The sequence below is a fragment of the Microbulbifer aestuariivivens genome, from assembly GCF_039545115.1.
GTDB lineage: Bacteria > Pseudomonadota > Gammaproteobacteria > Pseudomonadales > Cellvibrionaceae > Microbulbifer > Microbulbifer aestuariivivens.
On sequence record NZ_BAABRT010000009.1, the window covers coordinates 72,005 to 95,761 of the forward strand.

At 61.2% G+C, this 23,757-nt stretch carries 21 protein-coding genes; 14 read left to right on the forward strand and 7 right to left on the reverse strand.

Annotation, left to right across the window (positions count from 1 at the left end):
- The first annotated feature begins 57 nt into the window (after positions 1-57).
- From ABEA58_RS07130 to ABEA58_RS07195, 14 genes are all read left to right on the forward strand, one after another.
- A complete protein-coding gene (locus ABEA58_RS07130; RefSeq protein ID WP_345550127.1) occupies positions 58-1,728 on the forward strand; it encodes a flavin monoamine oxidase family protein in 1,671 nt (556 codons plus the stop codon).
- 214 nt (positions 1,729-1,942) lie between these two features.
- Entirely contained in the window at positions 1,943-3,034 is a 1,092-nt protein-coding gene (locus ABEA58_RS07135; protein ID WP_345550129.1) for an extracellular solute-binding protein, read from the forward strand.
- Positions 3,035-3,122: 88 nt separating this feature from the next.
- Entirely contained in the window at positions 3,123-3,593 is a 471-nt protein-coding gene (nrdR, locus tag ABEA58_RS07140; RefSeq protein ID WP_345550131.1) for a transcriptional regulator NrdR, read from the forward strand.
- On the forward strand, positions 3,590-4,723 hold the full coding sequence (ribD, locus tag ABEA58_RS07145; RefSeq protein WP_345550132.1) for a bifunctional diaminohydroxyphosphoribosylaminopyrimidine deaminase/5-amino-6-(5-phosphoribosylamino)uracil reductase RibD: 1,134 nt from the start codon (positions 3,590-3,592) through the stop codon (positions 4,721-4,723). The genes nrdR and ribD overlap by 4 nt, the downstream gene beginning before the upstream one ends.
- 36 nt (positions 4,724-4,759) lie before the next feature.
- On the forward strand, positions 4,760-5,422 hold the full coding sequence (locus tag ABEA58_RS07150; RefSeq protein WP_345550134.1) for a riboflavin synthase: 663 nt from the start codon (positions 4,760-4,762) through the stop codon (positions 5,420-5,422).
- Between the two features lie 64 nt (positions 5,423-5,486).
- Positions 5,487-6,602, forward strand: a complete 1,116-nt coding sequence (gene ribBA / locus ABEA58_RS07155) for a bifunctional 3,4-dihydroxy-2-butanone-4-phosphate synthase/GTP cyclohydrolase II (protein ID WP_345550136.1) — start codon at positions 5,487-5,489, stop codon at positions 6,600-6,602.
- 68 nt (positions 6,603-6,670) lie between these two features.
- Positions 6,671-7,141, forward strand: coding sequence for a 6,7-dimethyl-8-ribityllumazine synthase (gene ribH / locus ABEA58_RS07160; RefSeq protein ID WP_345550138.1), 471 nt, complete (start codon positions 6,671-6,673; stop codon positions 7,139-7,141).
- A gap of 35 nt (positions 7,142-7,176) precedes the next feature.
- Positions 7,177-7,617 carry a transcription antitermination factor NusB gene (gene nusB, locus ABEA58_RS07165; RefSeq protein ID WP_345550139.1) on the forward strand — a complete coding sequence of 147 codons (441 nt, stop codon included), beginning with the start codon at positions 7,177-7,179 and terminating at the stop codon, positions 7,615-7,617.
- Between the two features lie 6 nt (positions 7,618-7,623).
- Positions 7,624-8,574 carry a thiamine-phosphate kinase gene (gene thiL, locus ABEA58_RS07170; RefSeq protein WP_345550141.1) on the forward strand — a complete coding sequence of 317 codons (951 nt, stop codon included), beginning with the start codon at positions 7,624-7,626 and terminating at the stop codon, positions 8,572-8,574.
- 142 nt (positions 8,575-8,716) lie between these two features.
- The gene (locus tag ABEA58_RS07175; protein ID WP_345550143.1) at positions 8,717-9,196 is read left to right on the forward strand and encodes a phosphatidylglycerophosphatase A family protein; all 480 of its coding nucleotides are present in this window, start codon (positions 8,717-8,719) and stop codon (positions 9,194-9,196) included.
- 9 nt (positions 9,197-9,205) lie between these two features.
- Positions 9,206-9,838 carry a retropepsin-like aspartic protease family protein gene (locus ABEA58_RS07180; RefSeq protein WP_345550145.1) on the forward strand — a complete coding sequence of 211 codons (633 nt, stop codon included), beginning with the start codon at positions 9,206-9,208 and terminating at the stop codon, positions 9,836-9,838.
- 51 nt (positions 9,839-9,889) lie between these two features.
- Positions 9,890-10,504, forward strand: coding sequence for a GTP cyclohydrolase II (gene ribA, locus ABEA58_RS07185; RefSeq protein ID WP_345550146.1), 615 nt, complete (start codon positions 9,890-9,892; stop codon positions 10,502-10,504).
- Positions 10,505-11,712: 1,208 nt separating this feature from the next.
- Positions 11,713-12,948 carry a tetratricopeptide repeat protein gene (locus ABEA58_RS07190; RefSeq protein ID WP_345550148.1) on the forward strand — a complete coding sequence of 412 codons (1,236 nt, stop codon included), beginning with the start codon at positions 11,713-11,715 and terminating at the stop codon, positions 12,946-12,948.
- Positions 12,949-13,081: 133 nt separating this feature from the next.
- Positions 13,082-13,390: a hypothetical protein gene (locus ABEA58_RS07195; protein WP_345550150.1), complete on the forward strand. Its 309-nt coding sequence runs from the start codon at positions 13,082-13,084 to the stop codon at positions 13,388-13,390.
- 9 nt (positions 13,391-13,399) lie between these two features.
- Here the strand turns inward: ABEA58_RS07195 and ABEA58_RS07200 are convergent, their stop codons facing one another.
- From ABEA58_RS07200 to mepA, 7 genes are all read right to left on the reverse strand, one after another.
- Positions 13,400-15,253 carry a DUF885 domain-containing protein gene (locus tag ABEA58_RS07200; RefSeq protein ID WP_345550151.1) on the reverse strand — a complete coding sequence of 618 codons (1,854 nt, stop codon included), beginning with the start codon at positions 15,251-15,253 and terminating at the stop codon, positions 13,400-13,402.
- 142 nt (positions 15,254-15,395) lie between these two features.
- A complete protein-coding gene (dxs, locus tag ABEA58_RS07205; protein WP_345550152.1) occupies positions 15,396-17,321 on the reverse strand; it encodes a 1-deoxy-D-xylulose-5-phosphate synthase in 1,926 nt (641 codons plus the stop codon).
- Between the two features lie 140 nt (positions 17,322-17,461).
- Complete coding sequence (locus tag ABEA58_RS07210) at positions 17,462-18,358, reverse strand: polyprenyl synthetase family protein (protein ID WP_425563522.1); 897 nt, start codon at positions 18,356-18,358, stop codon at positions 17,462-17,464.
- 12 nt (positions 18,359-18,370) lie between these two features.
- Entirely contained in the window at positions 18,371-18,631 is a 261-nt protein-coding gene (gene xseB, locus ABEA58_RS07215; protein WP_345550154.1) for an exodeoxyribonuclease VII small subunit, read from the reverse strand.
- A gap of 102 nt (positions 18,632-18,733) precedes the next feature.
- Positions 18,734-20,233 carry a DUF7133 domain-containing protein gene (locus tag ABEA58_RS07220; RefSeq protein WP_345550156.1) on the reverse strand — a complete coding sequence of 500 codons (1,500 nt, stop codon included), beginning with the start codon at positions 20,231-20,233 and terminating at the stop codon, positions 18,734-18,736.
- 1,412 nt (positions 20,234-21,645) lie between these two features.
- The gene (locus tag ABEA58_RS07225) at positions 21,646-22,659 is read right to left on the reverse strand and encodes a D-alanine--D-alanine ligase (RefSeq protein WP_345550157.1); all 1,014 of its coding nucleotides are present in this window, start codon (positions 22,657-22,659) and stop codon (positions 21,646-21,648) included.
- A gap of 151 nt (positions 22,660-22,810) precedes the next feature.
- A complete protein-coding gene (gene mepA / locus ABEA58_RS07230) occupies positions 22,811-23,686 on the reverse strand; it encodes a penicillin-insensitive murein endopeptidase (RefSeq protein ID WP_345550159.1) in 876 nt (291 codons plus the stop codon).
- Positions 23,687-23,757 lie beyond the last annotated feature (71 nt).

The following is a 23,757-nucleotide window of genomic DNA, read 5'->3' on the forward strand; positions in this document are numbered from 1 at the left end:
TTAACTGCGGCCCTGAGGTTTAGGGTCCGAAACTTACTGGCTTAAGGAAGAACAATTATGAAAAGCCGCAAGTCGCTATCCCCGATCTCAGGCCTCCTGCGCCGTCTTCGCGCTGCCGAGGAACTCTCCGACAAGACGGGAATCTCCGCTGACGAGAGCCTGGATATCATCAATGAAGGCGCCAAGTTCGCTGGCAAGAATGCTTCAGAGGAGGGACGTCGCCAGTTCCTCAAGCAGCTGGGCCTGGGTGCCGCGGTACTGGGTACTGCGGGTGCGGCCAGTACTGTTTCGCGCCCTGCGCAGGCGATCGCCGGCGGCGCTACGGACCCCGGCCGCGTTGCCATTATTGGTGGCGGTGTCGCCGGTATTCGCTGTGCACACCGTCTGTACCAGTACAATGGCGCCACCTGCAAAGTGTTCGAGGGCAACACCCGCCTCGGTGGCCGCCTGCTCACCAATCGCACTATCTTTGGCCGCCCCGTCGAGCGCGGCGGCGAGCTGATTTCCACCGAGCACACCTACGCCCGCAATCTGGCCCGTCAGCTGGGGCTGGATGTCGAGGATGTGAATGGCAACGCGGTGCCCGGCGGCAACGAGCTCTACTACGTCAATGGTCAGCATTACACCGAGCACCAGTTGAACGAAGAGTGGCGCGAGGTTTATCAGATCTTCAAGCGTGCACAGCAGGATGCCCCCTGGGTGCCCACTTACGAGTGGAGCAACCCCATGCACCGCGAGCTGGATTACGTCGATGTGAACAGCTGGCTTGACCATGTAGGTATCGGCGCCAACTCCAATATGGGGCAGGTTTTCCAGGCGGATATCGTCGCTGAATACGGTATTCAGCCGGAGGCCACCACGGCACTGAACCTGATTTACCTGCTGGCCTGGAACCCCATCAACACCGCACTGCCGCTGGCGGGCACCGACGAGCGTTTCCGCATTGCCGGCGGTAACGATCAGCTGGTTACCCGCATGGCGGAGGAGCTGCCAGAGGGCACCATCGAGACCGATCGCAAGCTGGTTGCCATCAAGGGCGACTCTAACGGTCCTTACCAGCTGACCTTTGAGGATGGCCACAAGTACAACTGTGATCGCCTGGTGCTGGCGCTGCCTTTCTCCACGCTGAGGGATGTGGATATCGATCCGCGTATCTACGACAGTTTCCGTCCCGAGAAGCGTATGGCCATCGAGCGCATGGCTTTCGGTTCCAACGGCAAGTTGGCCACTTACTGCTCTACACGTCCCTGGGCCCAGCCTACGGTTGTCAACGGACAGGAATTCACCACCAATGGTGTGACTTACGTGGGCCGCCCGGAGCTGTTCGACACCTGGGACTCCACTTCCATTACCGGCTCTACCGACGGCATCCTGGTGAACTTCTTCGGCGGTGACTATGGTCGCCAGATCGGTAGCGACAAGCCGTTTGCCGCCCCGTCTGCCGAGGATCTGAACCACTTCTTTGGTATTGTCGAAAACGTCTTCCCGGGCACCGGCGCCGCCTTTACCGGCACCGCCATGCTGTCCAAGTGGGCTGCCAACCCCTGGTCCAAGGGTTCCTACTCCACCCAGACTTTTGGTGACTACACCGAGTGGTGGGGCGCCGCGGGCCTGAAGGAAGGCAACATCCACTTCTGTGGTGAGCACACCGCATTGGAGATGTTTGGCTACGTTGACGGTGCCATCAGCACCGGCGAACGCGTTGCACAGGAAATTCACCAGGGCTAACCTGTTTTCCCTGCAGGCGTTTGGGGCGCTGCCAGATGGTTTCGGCAGCTCCCCGACGAAATTCCGGCGGGCGGCGTCACGCGGTGAGGTCGCCCGCTTTGGTTGCCGCTGTCGGCAGCCTGCTGGCAAAGGCACGGCCCCGGTATCTGGGGGCGGTTGCGGAACAGCCCACACTGGATTGCGGACTATCCGTAGACTGGAGCGCTTCATGCAAATGTTGAAATTATTCACCCTCGCTTTTCTGGTGGCGATAACGGCCGCGCAGCCGGCCAGCTCCCGGGAGCTGCACTTCGCCAACTGGTCCTATTACATTGCCGAAGACACGCTGGCGGAGTTTGAGGCCGAAACCGGCATCAAAGTGCATTACACCGTGTTTGATGACATCGAAGAGCTTGAGGAGTTGTGGATCGACAAGCAGAAACGTTTCGATGTCATTGTGCCGGGCTCGGACAATGTGGCCGCCTATATCGACGCCGGCATGCTCGAACCCCTGGATCGCAGCCGCCTGGAAGGGTGGGAGCGCAACGATCCGCTATTTATGGAGCGGCTGCTCTACTCGGACCCCGGGAATAAATATGTATTCCCCTACCTCTGGGGCACCGTCGGTATCGGCTACAACGTGCAGGCGGTGGAAAAGGCTTTTGGCGGACGGCTCCCGGAAGACAGCTGGGATTTGCTCTTCGATCCCGAGCTTCTCGCAATGCTGGATCACTGCGGTGTGACGCTGATGCGCTCGCCGGAGGAAATTTTCGATGTCGGGCTCAAGTTTCTCGGCAAGGAGCCCAACAGCATGAGTGTGGCGCACCAGTATATGGTGGCCAATTTGCTCGCCAAGGTTCGCCTGTATGTGACGGACTTTGATTCCGGCGAATATGTGGAAAACCTGGCCAGCGGCAAGCACTGCATGGCCCATGGCTGGAGTGGCGATATTCTCGAAGCGCAGCAGATGGCCAGGGAGGCCGGGCGCCCATTCGAAATTCGCTATTTCACCCCGCGTGAGGGCTCGCCGCTGTGGATCGATGTACTGGCCATTCCCAGCGATGCCCCCAACAAGAGCGCAGCCTATGAGTTGCTGAACTACCTGCTGCGGCCGGAGGTGATCGCCAAGATCAGCAACGAAACCCAGTTCGCCAATGCCAACCTGGAATCCCGTCCGCTGATTGACCCGGAGGTATTGCAGAACCCGGTGATATACCCGGACCCGGGTACCCTGTCGAAAAGCTGGATTCCGAAGCCGACCGAGGGCGATGTGCTGGCCCTGCGCCAGCGTTTATGGCGGCGCATCATCGAGCGCGAGAAACTCTGAGCGGGCCTGATCTCTCTGTTTTGCCGGCGCGCTCACGGGCGCCGGCTATGGTAAACTGCGGCCCATTTTCCCATGGGGCCATATTTTCATGCATTGTCCTTTCTGCAGCGCAGAAGAAACCAAGGTGGTTGATTCACGTCTCGTGGCCGAGGGCGACCAGGTGCGTCGCCGCCGCGAGTGCCTCGACTGCCACGAGCGTTTCACCACCTTCGAGACCGCCGAGCTGCTGCTGCCCCGTGTGATCAAGGAAAATGGTCAGCGGGAGCCGTTCAATGAAGACAAGCTTCGCGCCGGCATTCAGCGAGCGGTGGAGAAGCGCCCGGTCAGCACCGAGCGGGTGGAATCCGCCGTGGCCCAGATCAAGCATGCCCTGCAGGCCGCCGGCGAGCGCGAGCTGCCGGCCCGGGCCATTGGCGAACTGGTGATGGAGCAGCTGCGCGAGCTGGACAAGGTGGCCTACGTGCGCTTCGCCTCGGTGTATCGTCGTTTCGAGGATGTCAGCGAGTTTGCCGAAGAGATCGACCGCCTCACCACGAAAAAACGCACGGAGACCCCATGAGTCTCTCTCCACGGGAACTGATGGCCCGCGCAATTCAGCTGGCCGAACTCGGACTCTACACCACCATGCCGAACCCGAGGGTCGGCTGTGTGATCGCTGATGCCGAGGGTAATATTCTCGGCGAGGGCTGGCACCGTCGCGCCGGACTGCCCCATGCGGAGATCGAAGCGCTGCAAGACGCCGGCGACAAGGCGCGCGGCGCCGTTGCCTATGTGACCCTGGAGCCCTGCAGCCACCACGGCAAGACCGCCCCCTGCGCCGATGCCCTCATTCAGGCCGGTGTCGCCAAGGTGGTCTACGGCATGGAAGACCCGAACCCGCTGGTGGCCGGCAGTGGCCTGCAGAAGTTGAAAGAGGCCGGCATCGAGGTGCAGGGGCCCCTGCTGGAAGAGTCCTGCCGCGCCCTGAATCCCGGTTTTATCAAGCGTATGACCCTCGGCCTGCCGCTGGTGCGCAGCAAATCCGCCATGAGTCTGGACGGCCGCACCGCCATGGCCAGCGGCGAATCCAAATGGGTCACCGGGCCGGCGGCGCGGGCTGATGTGCAGCGGCTGCGGGCGCGCAGCTGTGCCATCGTCACCGGCGTGGAGACGGTCCGTTTCGACAACCCGAACCTGAATGTGCGCGCCGACGAGATGGCTCTCGAGCTGCTCGCGGCGGAGTCCGCCGCGGAGGTGCAGCCGCTGCGGGTGATCGTCGACAGCTGTCTGCGCACCCCGGCGCGGGCCTTTATATTGCAGGGCGACGCCCCCACATTGGTGGTCACAACCCCGGGCGCCGATCCCGAGCGCCGCGCGCGGCTGCAAAAAGCCGGCGCTGAAGTGATTGAACTGCCGGCAGACAGCGCCGGCCGGGTGGACCTGCTGGCGCTGCTGCGCGAGCTCGCCCGGCGACAGTGCAACGAAGTGCTGGTTGAGAGCGGTGCCACCCTGTCCGGCGAATTCCTGTATCGCGGCCATGTGGACGAGGTGATTGTCTACATGGCGCCCAAACTGCTCGGGAGCACCGCGCGACCGCTGTTTGAGCTGCCGATCGAGCGCATGGGTTCGGTGCTGCCGATTACCATTACAGATATGCGTGCCGTCGGCCACGACTGGCGGATTACCGCCACCACAGATATCGAGCGCTAGCGCCGCCACAACCCGATAACCCCAGAGGGGCCCGCGATGTTTACCGGCATTATCGAGGCCGTTGGCCGAATCACCGAACTCAAGCCCCAGGGCGGCGACCTGCGCCTGCGGGTGGAGAGCGGCAAGCTGGATTTGTCCGACGTGCAACTGGGAGACAGTATCGCCACCAACGGCGTCTGCCTGACCGTGGTGGATCTGCCCGGCAATGGCTACTGGGCTGATGTCTCCGCTGAAACCCTGTCCGTGACCACGGTCGGCCAGTGGAAGCAGGGCGACCGGGTCAATCTGGAAAAGGCGCTGACCCCGCAGACGCGCCTCGGTGGGCATATTGTCAGCGGCCATGTGGACGGCATAGGCGAGGTGCTGTGGCGCAAGCGCGAAGCGCGCGCGGAACGCTTCCGCCTGCGGGCGCCGGCGGGACTGGCAAAGTACATTGCCCACAAGGGCTCCATCACCGTCGACGGCACCAGCCTGACGGTGAACGCGGTGGCGGGCGCCGAGTTCGAGCTGACCATTGTGCCGCACACCCTGCAGGAGACGGTGATGGACGGTTATCAGGCCGGCACCCGGGTGAACCTGGAAGTGGACCTGATCGCCCGTTATCTCGAGCGACTACTGTTGGGTGACAAGGCCGCCGAGCCCGAGAGTGAAGGGTTGACGGTGGAATTTCTGGCGGAACACGGGTTTTACAAACCCTGAGCCAGCGCCAGCAGAGTCGCCAAGGCCTGTGTTGCAGGCAGAAAATCACAGACTAGAGAGTTTTATGGAACTGAATACGGTTGAAGAGCTGATCGACGATATTCGCCAGGGCAAGATGGTCATCCTGATGGATGACGAGGACCGCGAAAATGAGGGCGATCTGGTGATGGCGGCGGAGCAGGTGCGCGCCGAGGATATCAACTTCATGGCCACCCACGCCCGCGGCCTGATCTGTATGCCGATGACCCGCGAGCGCTGCGAGCAGCTGGACCTGCCGCTGATGTCGCGGGATAACGGCGCCCAGTTCAGCACCAACTTCACCGTCTCCATCGAGGCCGCCGAGGGCGTGACCACCGGCATCTCCGCCGCCGACCGCGCCCGCACTGTGCGCGCCGCGGTGGCCCGCAAAGCCAAGCCCAGCGACATCGTGCAGCCGGGTCATATTTTCCCGATCATGGCCCAGCCCGGTGGCGTTTTGAGCCGCGCAGGCCACACAGAGGCTGGCTGTGACCTGGCCCGCCTGGCCGGTTTCGAACCCTCTGCGGTTATCGTCGAAATCATGAATGAAGACGGCACCATGGCCCGCCGGCCGGACCTCGAGGCTTTCGCCAAGAAACACGACCTGAAGATCGGCACCATTGCCGACCTGATCAACTATCGCGCCCTCAACGAAAAGACCGTCGAGTGCACCAACGAGCGTCAGGTGCACACCGAATTTGGCGAGTTCAAACTGCACACCTACCTGGACAAGGCCCGTCGCGAGCGGCACTTCGCCTTTGTGCTCGGCAACCCGACCCCGGAAGAGCCCACGCTGGTGCGGGTGCATGTGGCCAACACCATGAGGGATATCCTCACCATTCGCCGCGGCGACGAACCCTTCGAGCCCTGGACCTTCCGTCACGCCATGGAGCGGGTGGCCCGGGAGGGCAAGGGTGTGGTGGTGGTGATCTGCCACAACGAAACCACCGAGGAGATCGAGGAGAGCATCGACTGGCTGATCAGCGGCAAACAGCAGCGCCCAAGCTCCGACCTTGTCTACAAGCAGGTGGGTACCGGTTCGCAGATTCTGCGCGATTTGAAGGTGCGCAAAATGCGCCTGATGAGCGCGCCGTTCAAGTTCAACGCCATCTCCGGTTTCGACCTTGAGGTGGTAGAAATCATCAACGTCGCGGAAGCCTGAGCCCCGCGCTGGAACAAGCCGGGCAAGGAACTTAACCGACCCGCCCGCTGAGAAATGGAAAACCGATCATGAGCAATATCCAAACCATCGAAGGCGATTTCGTTCACTGTGGCGGCAAGTACGCACTGCTGGTGAGCCGCTGGAACAGCTTTGTGGTGGAAAGCCTGAAAGACGGCGCCCTCGATACCCTGCGCCGCAAGGGCATCAAGGACGAGGACATCACCATTTACTATGCGCCGGGTGCCTTCGAGTTCCCCCTGGCGGCCAAGAAACTCGCAGCCACCGGCAAATTCGATGCGATTATCGCCCTCGGGGCGGTCATTCGCGGCGGCACGCCGCACTTCGAATACGTTGCTGGAGAGTGCACCAAGGGCTTGGCCCAGGTTTCCCTCGACGCCGGTGTACCGGTGACCTTCGGGGTGCTGACGGTTGACTCCATTGAGCAGGCCATCGAGCGCGCCGGCACCAAGGCCGGCAACAAGGGCTGTGAAGCCGCGGAAACCGCGCTGGAAATGGTTTCCCTGCTCGGAAAAATCTGAACCGTTTGAATACGGGTTTTACGGGATTAGAAGTTATGACCGTTACCGCTTCCGCGCGCCGCAAGGCGCGCCATTACGCCATGCAGGCGCTGTATCAATGGCAGATTGCCGGTGCCAGCCTCAATACCATTGAGGCCGAGTTTCACGCCGACAACGATATGAGCAAGACCGACGTGGCGTACTTCCGCGATCTGTTCCACGGCGTGGCGAAGAACCTCGATGAAGTCGAGGGCGCATTTATTCCGCATCTGGATCGCGATGTCGAAGACCTGGACCCGGTTTCCCGCGCCCTGTTGCGCATGTCCACTTACGAGCTGCAAAACAGAATTGATGTGCCCTACAAAGTGGTGATCAATGAGGCGGTGGCGCTGGCGAAAAAATTCGGTCCCACCGATGCGTTCAAGTTTATCAACGGCATTCTCGACAAGACTGCTGCGGATCTCCGCGCCGCAGAGGTGAAGGCGGACAAGCGCTAAGCCCGTATGGCCGCTACCGGTGAGTTCGACATTATTCGCGAATATTTCGCCGCAGCCCCTGCCGCAGAGGGGGTGGTGCTGGGCATCGGCGACGACTGCGCGCTGCTGCAGCCGCCGGCGGGAGCCCTGCTCGCCACCAGTGTGGATACCCTGGTGGCGGGGCGCCATTTCCCCGAACAGGCGGATGCGGCCAAAGTCGCCAGCCGGGCCCTGCGGGTCAACCTCAGCGACCTGGCGGCAATGGGGGCCGAACCCCTGTGGTTCACCCTGGCGCTGACACTGCCCTCGGCTGATCGCAAGTGGCTGCAGGGGTTTTCCCGGGGCCTGCTGGAAACCGCGCGGGAATACGGCATTGCCCTGGTGGGCGGCGATACCACCGCCGGCCCCCTGTCGATCACCATTCAGGTGACCGGGCACACCACAAAGCCGTTGCGGCGCGACGGCGCCCGGGCCGGCGACAGCGTGTATGTGTCCGGCCCGCTGGGAGCCGCATCTGCGGCGCTGCCGCTGGTGCTGCGCAAGCGCAAAGTGGATGCCGAGTTGCAGCAGGCGGCGGAGGCGGCGTTTTACTGGCCGGAACCACAGCTGACGCTCTGCCGGGCAATCGCGCCCCTGGCCACAGCCGCAATCGATATCTCCGATGGCCTGCTGGCGGACCTGGGGCATATCTGCCGCGCCAGCGGTGTCTGCGCCGAAGTGGATGTGGACGCGCTGCCGGTGGCGGCGCTGGCACGGGAGCTGGCCGGGGAATCTGCGCGGGAACTCGCCGCCACCGGTGGCGATGACTACCAGCTGTGTTTTTGCGTTGCCGAGGCGGATGTGCCGGCGCTGGAGCAGTTACATTCGGGTGCGACGTGTATCGGCCGGCTGGTGGACGCCGCAGGGGAGCCACAAGTGATGGCTTACCGGCGCGGCCGGCGCTGGTCGCCGCAACAGACGGGATACCAGCACTTTTAAGGTTTTAGTGCTTTAGCCCTCGATGCTTGAGGTCTCGGTGTTTAAGGCCTAAGTGTTTAAGGCCTCGGTGCTTAAGTTATTAGAGCTTTAGGCATTGGCGCTTGACCGCCGGCGCACGGCGGAAACGGAATTGTAAACGTCCATGAATCAGCCAACTTTTCCCCAGCTGCTGCGCAGCCCCACCATGCTGCTCGCCTTTGGCTTTGGCTCCGGTCTCGCCCGCAAGGCGCCGGGCACCTTCGGAACCCTCGCGGCGATTCCGCTGTGGTGGCCGCTGCAGCAGTTGCCGCCGGTGTGGTACCTGGCGGTGGTGGTGGCCGCGGCGATTCTCGGCTGCTACCTGTGTGGCGCCGCATCGCGCAAGATGGGCGTACACGATCACGGCGGCATTGTCTGGGATGAAATGGTGGGCTACTGGCTCACCATGTTTATGGCGCCAGCCGGCTGGGGCTGGGCCATTTACGGTTTTGTGCTGTTCAGGATTTTCGATATCGCCAAACCGCAGCCCATTGGCTGGGCGGATCGCCATGTGCACGGTGGTGTGGGCATCATGCTGGACGATATACTGGCCGCCGGATATGCGGCGCTGGTGCTGCATCTGACCGCCTACATCATGGCTTAGGAGCGATCGATGCGATCCCTGGCTTTTCTTCTGTTATTGCTGTCTGTACCGCTCGCCTGGTCCCAGGAAGTGCAGTTGAAGGCCCTGTTTGGCAGCAGTGCCATGCTGGAGGTGGATGGCCAGCAGCGGCTCTTGAAAGCGGGGCAGACCTCTCCCGAGGGTGTGCAGCTGCAGGAGGTGGCTTCCGGTGTTGCGGTGGTGCGGATTGGCGGGCGGCGGCAGGAGTTGACGCTGGATGCCCCAGTGGCGGCCAGCTACGCCGAGGCCGCCCGCGCGGAGGTGCGCCTGATGGCCGACAGCCGTGGCCATTACAGCACCAGCGCCTGGGTCAACGGTCGCCGGGTTAATATGATGGTGGATACCGGTGCCACCAGTATCGCGTTCAATTATCCGACCGCGCGCAGCCTCGGGCTGAACCTGGAGCGCGCGCAACCGATCCGTGTGTCCACCGCCAGCGGTATCGCCAAGGCTTTTCGCCTGACGCTGGATAGCGTCACGATTGGCGGCATCAAGCTGCACAATGTGGACGCCACGGTGCATGAAGGGGACTTTCCCGAGGTCACCCTGCTGGGCAACACTTTTCTCAGCCGGGTGGATATACAGCAGCAGCAAGGTGTGCTTATTCTTCGCGCCCGCGACTGAACAATTTGGCGCAGTGTCTCGGCGCTGTCAGTGACTGAATGAGGTAAGAGTTTGACCATTCGCTTCGTGGAATCCTCGAAACTTCCCACACCCTGGGGCATGTTCGAAATGCACGGTTTTGAGGATACGGAATCCGGCAAGGAGCACGTTGTCCTCACCATGGGGGACATGGATACGGACGAGCCGCTGCTGGCCCGCATCCACTCCGAGTGCCTGACCGGGGACGCCCTCTTCTCGCTGCGCTGCGACTGTGGCGCGCAGCTGCAGCACGCCATGCACCGTATTGCCCTGGAAGGGCGTGGGGCCATTTTTTACCTGCGCCAGGAGGGTCGCGGCATTGGTCTGTTGAATAAGATTCGGGCCTATCACCTGCAGGATTGCGGCGCGGACACGGTGGAAGCCAACGAGCAGCTGGGCTTCGGCGCCGATATGCGGGATTACTCGATCCTGCAAGAAATGCTCAAACACCTGGGTGCAAAATCCATCCGCCTGATGACCAATAACCCGCGCAAGGTGAAAGCACTGGAGGAACTGGGCATCGACGTGACCGAGCGCCTGCCCCACGAGACCGGCCGCAATCCGCACAATGTGAAGTACCTGTCCACAAAGAAGGGCAAGCTCGGCCATCTGTTCGCGGACGAGGACCAAAACGACCCGCAAGATTAGGTGCGCAGCTTTAATAAAAAAGCCTGCTCTGGTTTCTGGCCGAGGGAACAACGCCCATAGCATTTTTCAGGAGCCAGGAGCCAGGAGCCAGGAGCCAGGAGCCAGGAGCCAGGAGCCAGGAGACAAGAGCCAGGAGCCAAGAGCCAAGAGCCAAGAGCCAAGAGCCAAGAGCAAGAATCGCGGCAATAAAGAAGCGCAATACACAAAGGGGGACGGCAGAAGCCGTCCCCCTTTGTGTTGGTGGGGCGGGCGGTAACCCCTTGTGCAGGCGTTAGATCTGCTCTGCAGTCACTGCCTGCAAAGCTTTATCTGCGCACTACTTCTTTACTGTTGCCTTGTTGTTTTTCACCGCTCACCGCTCTTCTCTGCTGGGGACAGGCTCGATAGTGCGGAGCCGATTTTGAGTGTCATAAATCCGTTACAGATGCTTCACGGCGTTGCAATCTACCTGAGTCATACTTGGTGTTGAGTGAAATACCAGCGGGAACCCTCTCTGGGGTCTACACTCAAACTATCAGGTCGTCGTGGGTCGAGAAAGGTGATGCACTCGCGGGGACCCGATACAAAAGCCGGCTTTGCCGGCTTTTTTTTGGGGCGACTCGATCAGCTCGGTGGGGCTGGCTGCGGGATGGGTTGCTGTTTTTCCGCAGAATTTCCTTGCAGGGCTCCCTGTTGGAACTCCCTGTCAGAGCTGCCTGTCAGAGCTGCCTGTCAGAGCTCCCTGTCAGAGCTCCCTGTCAGAGCTCCCTGTCAGAGCTCCCTTCCAGAACACTTCCAGAACACCCTTCCAGAACACCCTTCCAGAACACCCTTCCAGAGCGCGCTATCAGAACTGTTCTGTGGAGCTGTGTCAAAGGCCGTTCTTACAGGTTTTCTTGCAAACCTTTCACACAGTGTGGACCCGTGGGCTCCTGCCGCAGAGTACGCCAGAGTTTTGCCATTCAAATCCCGCTGTGAAAATTCCTGCAATCTGGATTTTGTAGTCATCACAGAGTCACCCGCCCAGGCCCGGTATAACGAGCAAAATTTATCTACGTGATTCTGCGGTTCCCATGAGAATAGGCGCTCTGGCTTGTGAAATATAAAGTCAGATCAGGCAGTCGCGTCACGATGTAATGCCGGTAACCTTGGCGCTTAGACCTGGCGACACTTGAGGCGAAGCCACACGGGGGTAGAATTGCGCGCCATAAAATAAAAACTTCGCCGCCATGACAATCAAGAAAATAAAAACAACAAAATGGCTTAAAAAGCCCCATGCCCTGATGCCCCATGCCCTGATGCCCCATGCCTTGATGGTGCTGCTGGTGCTATTTTGCGTGGCCTGCAGTACGCATGGTCCAAGCGATAGTGCCGTCGGCTACCCCTTTGGTGTTCCCGTTGACAGTCACCGGCTGCTTGCTGAGTCGCCGTTGATGGCTGACTTCGATGTCGCTGAGTCGCTGGTTGCCGGACCGGGCGGAGTCATCCCCCAGCAACAGATAATGGCCCTGACCCCTGAAATTCGGGCTTTTCTCGCCGGGCTTGCGGGGGCGTCGGCGGAAGAGAAATGGTCGGTTTTGGTCGGCATGTTCCGCAATGGCATGTTCAGTGTGGACTACGATACGCTGACCACTCTGCCCGCGGCAGAAACTTTTGCCCGGCGTGAGGGCAACTGCCTGAGTGTGACCATTCTGCTGGCGGCGATGGCGCGGGAGCTGGGCCTAAAAGGGACCTTTAATGAGGTCGATGTGCCTAATACCCGCACCGAGGAAGGGGGGGTATTAATCAACTTGCGGCATATCAATCTTGTGCTGGAATTATCCACCGGTCCCCAGGTGATTGATTTTGGTGTGGTGGACTTTGAGATCGCCTTCAACCGTCGAGCGCTCTCTGACCAACAGGCCCTCGCGCAATACTTCAGCAATGTCGGTGCGGAACGACTTCTGGCCGGTGACTACCGGGCAGCTTTCCTCAATATGCGGGAAGCCTTGAGGCTTTCGCCCGGCAACAGCGATTTCTGGGTCAACCTCGGTGTGTTATACGAAAAACAGCGCTTGCCCGAGTACGCGGAGCAGGCCTTTATTCAGGCGCTGCAGCTGGATCCACTGAGCCTGGTTGCCGCCCGCAATCTGGAGCGACTGCTGGCAGAGCAGGGGCGGGAATCGGTGGCGGCGGGCCTCACTGATCAGGTCGTAAGGCTGCGCAGCCACAACCCCGTATTCGCTTACTTTGCCGCGCGCTCGGCTTATCAGGAAGACAGGTTCGGCGAGGCGCGCAAGCTGCTTGAGTCCGCGATCCGCCGCGACAATGCCGATCACAGACTGCACTTCCTGCTGGGGAAGGTGGCATTTGTGCAGGGGGACTTTCCGCTTTCCAAAAAGCATCTGCGCCACGCATTCGCCCTGGTGGACGACCCCCAGATCAAGAGAGACTACGAGCGGCAATTATTTGACCTGCGTAAGTAAGGGCAATAGCGGGGCGGAAAGCGGGCAAAAGCAGGGATTGCCGGGGTGAAGGCTGGAAACTGGAGTTGAATCAAAGAGGCAGTGGTAGCGCTCAGTAGCTCTTAGCCGCTCCTGCAGTGGCTCCAGCCCGGTAATGACCTGGCGGCTGGCCGCCTTGATTCGTTTGCAGTCATCCCGGGCTTTAGCGCATACCAATCTTTACCCGCTTGCGATCTTTCCTCATCAGGGTTTTATCCGCAGCGAAGCCGTGTTCGGCGGGTGTGTCCGCGGAGGCGAGCCCGCTTTTATACCTCTGGCGCTGTTGCGGCTGTGCCGGCTCCTCGGTATTTATTCGCCGCTGCTCGCTCCCGGCTGTCAGCGCCTGGCGGTTGCCTCTCAGCCATTAAGTCTCAGCGACAAGCTCACAAGCACTAACCCGAAGAAACCGGCTGTCATCTACTAACGGTCTGAATCAAATGGGGGCCACGGGGTCCGCTGACTCTGTGGCCGGGTTGCTGGCGGACTGCCCTCCCTGGGAGACAATCCACTGATTCATGCGTTTTTCCAGCACATTCAAGGGCAGGGCGCCGGCTCCCAGCAGTTCATCGTGGAAGCTGCGGATATCGAAGTTATTACCCAGCCGCTGCTGGGCTGTGGCCCGCAGGTCCATGATCTTCAGTTGCCCCAGCTTGTAGGCGAGGGCCTGGCCCGGCCACACCAGATAGCGGTCGATCTCCACGGTCACGTCGTGGCGGGGCTTGGCGCTGTTATCCATAAAGTATTCGATGGCCTGTTCGCGGCTCCAGCCCAGCTGGTGCATGCCGGTATCCACCACCAGGCGCACGGCGCGCCACATGTCGTAGGTGAGGGCGCCAAACTCGTTGTAGGGGTCGGTGTACAGGCCGAGATCGTAACCGAGGCTCTCTGAGTAGAGGCCCCAGCCCTCGACGAAGGCGGTGTACATGCCCAGGCGGCGCAGCGGGTGAACATCCTCGACTTCCTGCGCCAGGGCGATCTGCAGGTGGTGGCCGGGCATGGCCTCATGCACCGTCAGCGCTTCCATCTCCCACTTGGGGCGGCTGCTCACTTTGTAAGTGTTGGCGAAGAAGATGCCGGCGCGACCGGCTTCGAGTGAGCCAGGCTGGTAGTAGGCGGTGGTCTGCGACTTCTCCGAGTAGCTGGGAATGGGTTTTACGCCGTAGGGCAGGCGCGGCAGGGTGCGGAACAGCTTTGGCAGTTCCGCGTCGATACGCTTGGCTATATCGCGATAATCGCGCATCAGGTCTTCGCGGCTGGTGTGGTAGAACTGCGGGTCGCTGCGCAGGAAGTCGGTAAAGGCGGCGAAGTCACCCTCGAAGGCGGTTTTGGCGATGATCTTTTCCATCTCTGCGCGTATGCGTTTGACCTCTTGCAGGCCGATGCGGTGAATCTCCTCCGGGCTGAGTGCGGTGGTGGTTTCTTCGCGCACCTTGTGGGCATACCAGCGGGTGCCATCCGGCAGGCTGGTGAAGGCGCTGTCCACCCGTGCCTGCGGGATGTAAACGCGCTCGACAAACTCCGCCAGGTCGCGCCAGGCCGGGACCAGCTCGCGGTGGTAGAGGGCGAAGGCGCGGTTGCGCAGGCGCTTTTGTTGTGACGCCGACAGGCTTCCCGGCATTGTTACAAAAGCCTTCAGTAGCGGGCTTTCCTCCGCGGCTTCGGGAATCAGGGAGCGGATCTGTGCCGGCAGGTCGCGCAGGGTGATCTGCGGCGGGGTGATGCCCTTTTCCAGTCCCTTTTCCATCAGGGTGCGGGTCTGCTGAATCAGCAGTGGCAGGCGGTCCAGGCGCACGATGAGCTGGTCGTAGTCTGCGCTATTGGCCTTGGGCATGGCTTCGAGCACGGAAGGCACATTGCGCTGGATACCGCTCATATGGGTGATGGGCAGCAGGTGCTCGGGGAACTGGAAGCCTTTTACCTCCGAGAGCAGGTCCTGGTACAGCAGCTGGTGATCCAGCAGGCGGGACTCCGGCAGTGCGTCGGTGTCGATGTGGCGGCTGGCGGCCAGCATGCGGCGAGTCTGCTCGCGGCGGCGGCTGATGGCCTCCATGGAGTTGTCGGTCCAGCGGTCATTCACCCCCGGGTAGCCTTGATAGGTGCCCCAGCTTGGGAAACTCTCCATGAGCCACTGGTAACGGAGGTCCTGCAGGGCCTCGAGCTGTGCCTCGGCGCCTTTGCGCGGCAGGGCATCGAAGGCTTTGTCGAACGCCTCCTGTTCCATGGCGGTGACGCCGGCGGAGGAAAAAATGGCCAGGGCGGCCAACGCGGTCTTGCGTATCAAGGACATGGTCCCCCCTCAAATCTGGTCGAATACAATTTTGTAGCTGCCGCCTGCATATCAATGGCTCGGCTGGGCAAAGAGACAGCAGAAAATGAGGGCTGTCCAAAGCGTCAGCGGGCGGCTATGAATCGGTGTGCTGGCGCTGTCTCTAGAGGGCAGCTGCCTGACCGGAAAAATGCTTGTCGTCGAGTTGTTGCAGTCGCCGGCGGATGCTTTCCTCGATACCGGCGGCGTCGAGGCCGATGCCGGCGAGGAGATCGGGATGTTTGCCGTGTTCGATGATTTTGTCCGGCAGGCCCAGCTGCAGCAGCGGAATCACGGTGCCGCTGCTGCTGAGGTATTCCATCACCCCACTGCCGGCACCGCCGGCGATGGTGTTTTCTTCCAGGGTCACCAGCAGCTGGTGGCTTGCGGCCAGCTGGTCGATCAGTTTCTCATCGAGCGGCTTGACCCAGCGCATGTCGACAACGGTGGCGCCGAGTTTTTCCGCCGCGGCGACAGCCGGTTCCAGCAGGGTGCCGAAGTTGAGTATCGCCACCTGGCTGCCCTCGCGCACGGGGCGCGCCTTGCCGATCGGCAGTGCCGTCATCGTTTTGTCGATTTCGACTCCCGGTCCGGTGCCGCGCGGATAGCGCACGGCGGATGGCCCGCTGTGCTGGTAGGCGCTGTACAGCAGTTGGCGGCACTCGTTTTCGTCACTGGGGGCGGCGATGACCAAATTGGGCAGGCAGCGCATGAACGTGAGGTCGAAGCTGCCGGCGTGGGTGGGGCCATCCTCGCCCACGAGTCCCGCGCGATCGATGGCGAAGGTAACGTCCAGATCCTGGATCGCCACATCGTGCACCATCTGGTCGTAGCCGCGCTGCAGGAAGGTGGAGTATATGGCCACGACCGGTTTTTGCCCCTCACAGGCGAGACCGGCGGCGAAAGTCACCGCGTGCTGTTCGGCGATGGCGACGTCGTGGAAACGCTCGGGGAAGCGCTCGGAGAATTCCACCATGCCGGACCCCTCGCACATGGCGGGGGTGATGGCGATCAGGCGCTCATCCTGCTCGGCGGTGTCGCACAGCCACTGGCCGAAGATGTCCTGGTATTTGGGCAGTTTGCGCTCGCCCTGAGTGCTTGTGGATACCGCCACCTGCACCTTGGGTTCCGGCTCGAGCTTGTTGAGGGCGTGGTAGCCCACCGGGTCTTCCTCGGCGGGACCGAAACCCTTGCCCTTGGTGGTGACGATATGCAGCAGCTGCGGGCCGCGCTGGCTGCGCAGGTTGCGCAGGGTTGGCACAAGGTCTTGCAGGTTGTGACCGTCCACCGGGCCCACATAATTAAAGCCCAGCTCCTCGAACAGGGTGCCGGGGGTGATCATGCCTTTTACATGTTCCTCGGTGCGCCGCGCCAGCTGCCAGGCCCTGGGAATCTTGGACAGGATTCTGCGGCTGCCCTCGCGCATGGTGAGATAGGTCTTGCTGGCGAGGATTTTGGCGAAATAGGTCGCCAGACCGCCCACATTCTTCGAGATCGACATGCGGTTGTCGTTCAGCACCACCAGCATATCCTGGCCGGTATAGGCGGCGTGGTTGAGGGCCTCGAAGGCCATGCCTGCGGTCATGGCGCCGTCGCCAATTACCGCCACCACTTTGCGTTCGTCCTGCGATCCCAGCGCCATTCCCAGCGCGGCGCTGATGGAGGTGCTCGAGTGGCCCACGCCGAAGGTGTCGTAGGGGCTTTCGCTGCGCTTGGGGAAACCGGACAAGCCGCCCTGCTGGCGAATGGTCAGCATCTCTTCGCGGCGCCCGGTCAGGATCTTGTGCGGGTAGGTCTGGTGTCCCACATCCCACACCAGCCGGTCGTCCGGGGTGTTGTAGATGTAGTGCAGGGCAATGGTCAGCTCCACCACGCCCAGCCCGGCACCAAAGTGGCCGCCGGTCTGACCCACGCAGTAAAGCAGGTACTCGCGCAGCTGGCTGGCCAGCTCCGGCAGCTGGCGCTCATCGAGGGCGCGCAGCTGCGCCGGGCTGTCGATACCATCGAGCAGCGGTGTCTGCGGTCGAGTACGGGGGATTTCGTCGAACATCAAACGTATCAATTGCAACAAAAGTATGGAAAAGGATTGTATGCCCGCATGGGGCATATTGCATCCCGAACGGGCTCCGGCAGCGGGGTTCACCCCGGAATAAGGGCGTCTCTGGTCAAGTTTTCGCGCAAGCGGCGCGATTAGTGACTGCGGTTGGCAACATACTCCGCCAACTGTTCCAGCAGTGCGGTATCCCCGCGCACTGCCTGCAGCGCGTCCAGTGCTTCCCTGTGCAGGCCCGCCAGTTTCCGCCGGGCCTCGTCCAGCCCCAGCAGTGACACATAGGTGGGCTTGTTGCGCGCCGCGTCGGCGCCCTGGGTTTTGCCCAGGGTCTCGGTGTCTGCGGTGACATCGAGAATATCGTCCTGCACTTGAAAGGCCAATCCCAGAGCCTCCGCGTAGCGGCTCACGGCAGCGAGCTGTACCTCGTTGGCGCCGCCGAGCAGCGCGCCGATACGGGCGCTGGCGCGGATCAGTGCCCCGGTCTTCAGGCGGTGCATCTGTTCCAGTTGCGCGATATCGAGCTGGTGGTTGACTGCCGCCAGATCGATGGCCTGGCCAGAGACCATGCCGCGCGCGCCGGAGCCGGCGGCGAGTTCCTGCATCAGGCGAATCTTCAGGCGGGCATCCGCCTCGGAGTCCAGCAGCAATTCAAATGCCAGAGTCTGCAGGGCGTCGCCGGCGAGAATGGCGCTGGCCTCGTCGAATGCGATATGGCAGGTGGCGCGGCCACGGCGCAGGTCGTCATCGTCCATGGCGGGCAGGTCGTCATGAATCAGGGAGTAGGCGTGGATACACTCCATTGCCGCCGCAGCGCTGTCGCAACGGGCCGGGTCGAAATGCTGCTCCTGGATGAGGGCGGCACAGGCGTAGACCAGTGCCGGCCGCAGTCGTTTGCCCGGTCCGAGGGCGCCATACTGCATGGCGGCAAACAGGGTGTCAGCAGCCGGGACCGAGGGTGCCAGCGCTACCTTGAGGCGGGCTTCCACCCGCTCGGCAGCCGCCTTCAGGAAAACCGGCAGGGGTGCCTGGTTGATGGGAGTCACGCCTCAGAGATCCTGCTCGGTTTGGCTGTTGTCGCCGCTTTCGAATGGCGCTTCCTGTATTGTGCCGTTCTGTTCCATCAGCACCTTGACCTTCTGTTCGGCGCTGGCCAGTTTCTGCTGGCATTCCCGAGTCAGCTTTACCCCGCGCTCGAAGTCCGCCAGCGCTTCCTCAAGGGGTAGGTCGCCCGCTTCGAGACGCTCCACCAGCTGTTCCAGTTCCTCGAGCGCCTGCTCGAAGGTTGCCGCTTTCTTCTTTGCCGCCATTTGGGGTCCGCCTGTTTCTGCTCTGGCGCCGGGCCCGGGAGTGGATGTCCCGGGGGCCGGTCTTGATCGTGCGCGCAACCTTAGCGGCTGGCGCACAGGTGGTCAATTGAGGGGTGCGGTCTTCTCGGCATCCTGCTCCAGCGACATCAGGTAATGGGCCAGGGCGCGCTTTTGCGCGGCACTGAAATCATAGGTTGGCATGGGCGGGGTGGGGGTGTCGAAATAGTTCGCCAGCTGCTGAAGTGAGTATTTACTGGCGAGGTTTGTGAGTGGTAACTGAACCCCATGGCAGCCGGCACAGCCAAAGCGCTGGTAGATTGCCTCGCCGCGCTGTGCGGCGCCGCTGTCGATGGACTGCGGTTTCGGTAGGGCCTGGAGTTCCGAACGGCTGTCTGGGCCGGGAAGGGGGCCGCTGCCGTCTGGCTCCCCGTAACGCACGCGATAGACAGCGCCGGCGTAATCATCGGAGATATAGATGTTGCCACTGGTGTCCTCGGTAAAGGCCACCGGCCTGCCGTAAACCGTTTCCCGGTCCTCGCCGAGAAAACCCCATAAAAAATCCCGTTCGCGGATATTGCCTTTGTCGTCCCAGTGTAGGGATACCACCTTGTAGCCATCTTTTTGTTCCCGGTTCCAGCTGCCATGCAGCGCCACCAGTGCGGCATGCCGATGGGAGGCCGGTTGCGAGGGGCTCTCGAGGAAGTGGATGCCGAGCGGGGCGTTGTGGGCCTGGAAACCGTGTGCCGGCGCAATGGACTCCGCGATCTTCTTTTGGGTCTCCGGGCCGGCGCCGACGCCGAAGTCCGGGTCGGCAACAAGGTTTCCGTTTGCGTAGGGCCAGCCGTAAAAGCCGCCCTGGCGCACCTGGTTGAGTTCGTCGGGGGGGAAACCGTCGCCCAGCCAATCGCGGCCGTTGTCGGTGGCGTAGAGGGCTCCGTCCACTGGCGACCAGTCAAAACCGACACTGTTGCGCAGCCCCGAGGCAAAGATTTCCGGCTCGCCGCCTTCTGGCTTGAAGCGCATGATGGTGGCGCGCCGCGGGTTTTCCTCTTCGCAGACATTGCAGCTGGAGCCGCTGCTCAGGTAGATCCAACCGTCTGGGCCCAGGCCGATGGTTTTGGTCCAGTGATTGCCGCTATCGTCGAGCCCTTCAATGATGCGCTGGTAACTTCCGGCCAGGCGGCCATCGGAATGATCGAAGGGCACCCGGCCGATAGCATCGCTTTCGGCGATATACAGCCAGTCTTCGTGCAGCAGAAGGCCGTGGGGGCGGCGCAGGCCATCGATCAGCACCCGCTGACCATCGGCGCGACCATCGCCATTGGCATCTTTCTGCAACAGGCTGACCTGGCCTTGCCGGGGTTGCGAAACCAGGACATCGCCGTTGTGGGTGACGGCTAGCCAGCGGGCGTTGGGCACGTCATCCGCAAACAGGGTCACGCCGAAGCCTTGCGTCACCGAGAGCTGGCGTTTAACTGTTTCTTCGTCGGTATCCGCGGTGCCGGTTATCTGTTGCCACGGCACATTGACTCCAGGGGTCAGCAATACGATAGAGGATGCCGCAAAGATGACTAAGACGATAAAAATGAGCGTGTATTTCAACAATTTATTCACGATAGAGGTTGATCCGATAATAATTGTGCCTATAGTAAAAGCTGTTGTCCGTCGACGCCTTTTGTATCATATGCGGTGTCGCCGCGTCGCTTCCCTGCCTGTATACCTCCATGCCGTTGTGCGATATGTCTGCACCTTGTGCGATATATCGCACAAGAAAATCAGTCGATTTCCACTACCAAATTTTGCTGCTCTGTCCATAATGAGAGTGCAAGGACGCTTAAGGGACTGCAAAACTGCGGCAAGGGAATAAATGGATTGTGCCGCCGCTCAACGGATCTGAGCACCATCCTGTGAGACGCACCGTCCGGGCCGGATTGCCTGGGCGGTGTTTCACATTTAGGCCTTCAGTTCTTTCAGGCACCCCTGTCTTCCTTTTTCTTTGTTCCGTTCTGCCGTCGTCCATTCGTCATTCAAGCCTGTGCTTCAGTTCTTTGCGGATACTTCCACTGCCGCACTTCAAAACGTGTATCGATAAAACGGCTCGCGGTTCTTTGTTATGAGAGCTGAGTGACCGGGTCAATGTCTTCTGCCTGTACGATATATCTCACTCCAATTTCAGCCTTTTGCCTCTGGCAGCTTTCCGCTCGTTGGTAATAATTAAATGGCAAGGATGCAGCAGGCAAGGAAGCCAGCAGCCAGGCAAGGCCATCGGCAGGGATGCACGAAGGCAAGCATGCCGATAAGCACGGAAGCAGTTCGGCAATCATCGCAGCGCAGCATGGAAGCAGCGAGGCAGAAGTACGGACGAGAGTGGACGTAAGAAGTAACAGGGATGTATGCCGCGGCGCTGGATCTAGTGGACGAACTCTAGAGAACGAACCGCAAAGCTCAAAGGAATTGAGCGCTATCCTGTGAGATTGAGTGAAACACCCCCCGGGCGGGATTGCCCGGGGGGTGTTTTGCGTTTTGGCGCTGACTTTTTGCCAGTGACAACAGTACCGCCGACCAGCGCGGGGCATGCGAGTGTGTAAGTGCGTATGCGGGCGAACCCTGTCATTACTGCTGCTCAGGAGTATGCGGCCGCCGGTATCCGCAATGGCGACCCTTCCCATCTTTTCCTATTCTCTGCGGTTTGGTTGGCTACTCGGCGCTGGTGCTTCCGTGTCATCGGCCAGCAGTCAATCAGCCAGCGCCGATAAGACCTAGCTTTATTTCCCTTGAAAGCTTATCTCTCCCCGGGTCTGGCATGGCGTGGGTATTGCCTAGCAATAGCCTGGGAATAGTGCTCATGCTCGCAGCAGGCATAAGAAGCCAGCGGTTGCAGCTGGCCAGCCTGCGGCTGGCGTGTCTCAACTGGCAGAGCGCAGCCGGGCTTTGCCATTAACCCGGCAAGGGGCGGGACTTCGGGCAGCTTCCGCTTCGGCATACTGGTGGAATATCCCTTCAGCATGGATGGCTCAGGCGATCGCCTGGCGGATCAGGCTCGAAAGGTACTCGCTGAAGTTGTGCCCGGCATGGGCGAGCATCTTCGGAAACATGGAGATCGGCGTCATGCCGGGGAAGGTGTTCACCTCGTTCAGGTAGATATTGCCATCGTCGGTGAGGAAGAAGTCGATACGCGACAGGTCCTTCAGCTGCAAGCCGGCAAACGCCCGTTTTGATGCCTCGTGAATCCAGGCCAGCTGTGCCTGACTCAGGCCCTGTGCTTCAACGAAGGTTCTCGCGCGGCTGGCCTCCGCGTACTTTTCCTCGTAACTGTAAAAAGTATCCTCCGGCGCGCAGACTTCCCCGGGTGGAGTGATGACCAGTTCGCCTGCATAGCGATAGGCGGCCACTTCCAGCTCGCGCACTTTGAGGGACTTTTCCACCAGCACATAGGGAGACAGGGCAAACGCCTGCGTGAGTGCTTCGGCCATCTGCTCCTCATTCGTCACCCTGAAGCAGCCCACGGACGAGCCCTGGTTGGAGGCCTTTACGAATACCGCTCCCCATTGCCGCAGGGCCATGGTGGCCTTGGCGATTTCCTCTTCGCTGTTGCTGAACAGGAACTGGTAGGGTGTGTTGTCGATACCCAGTGCGGTCAGCCAGAGTTTGGTGGTGACCTTGTTGAAGCAGAGCTTGCTGGCCTCTGGGCCGCAGCCGAAGTAGGGGATGCCGAATAATTCCAGCTGGCTTTGCAGGTCGCCGGTCTCCCCCGGATAGCCATGGATTGCGGGGACCACGTAGTGCACATCGCGGGTGCTGCCATCTTCCGCTACCAGCTGGCGCTGTTGGCTCAGGTAGTGCACGCCGCCATTGCGATCGCTGAGGCGGCCACTGGCATCCATCACCACACGGGTCAGGGCGATATCGCTGACATTCTGGAGTTGCTCCTCGATAAAGTCTGCCGTGCGCAGCGACACGTCGTGCTCACTGCCGCCACCGCCACAGATCAGCAGGGCCTGTATCGGGGTTGGTGTTGGTTGGCTCATGGAGTTCCCTTTTATTTTTGGCCATGCTCTCAGGCCAGGCATCCGCTCATCGGTTGCAGGCAGCAGATAGTCGCCAGGTGTTCTGCTTATCGACCCTGTTGCCAAGGCCCGCCCGGCAAGCTCCAGCTTAGACGGACTCGGCCCCCGTGGATCAGGGGGCAGTCAGCACCTGTTGGCACTGCTGCGGCAGCGGCCTGGGTTTGGGCCGCTCCGGTGTCGGCGCTTCACCTCTTAGCATGGCGTAAAACTCATCGCTAAACCACCAGTCCAGGTCCGCACCGCAGGGATCGCCGCTGGGCGGCCGTTGGGGTTTGCAGTTGGCGTCGTCACCCGGGCAGGCGAGGCGCACATGGAAATGGTAATTGTGGCCCCACCAGGGGCGTACCTTGCGCAGCCATTCCTTATCGTCCCCGGCCAGCGCGCACATTTTGCGCTTGATGGTGGGGTGGACAAAGATGCGCGCTACCCGTTCGTCCTCGGAGGCGATACGCAGGATCTTGGGAATGCGCGTATCCCAGTTTTCCTCCAGCAGCCGGTGTTCCTGCTCGTCGGCCAGCGGAACCGCCGAGATGTTGTCTCGCTCCCAGCTGGTCAGGGGGCGCTGCTGTGCACGCCAATCCTGGCTGTACCAGATGTCGATATCCAGCCCCATCTGGTGGCTGCGGTGGCCGAAGGTGAAGGGGCCGCCACGCGGCATGGACATATCACCAATCTGCAGCCGGCCCAGCTGATTGCGGGCCACTCGACGGGAAAAATCCTTCAGGAAGCGAATGGTGTCCGGGTGGGCGAAGTGGCGGTTGCGGCCGGTGCGCATTAGCTGGAAACCCTTACCGCGCAACGTCATCGCCTCGGCCCCGGCGAGGCAGCCATTGGTATAGCTGCCGATGCTGGCGGATGGTTGTGAGGACGGGCGATCAATCTCCGCCCATGGGTTTGGCGGCTGCTGGGCTGTGGCGGGCAGAGTCAGCGAGAAAGCCAACAGTGCGGCGAGCGGGACGATCAAAAGGGATTGGCGATTTAAAACCATCTGGCCGAAACAATTCCCTGAGTATGGCTGGAGGAGCTGGCGCAATAGGAGTTTGCGCCAGCATCGTAAGA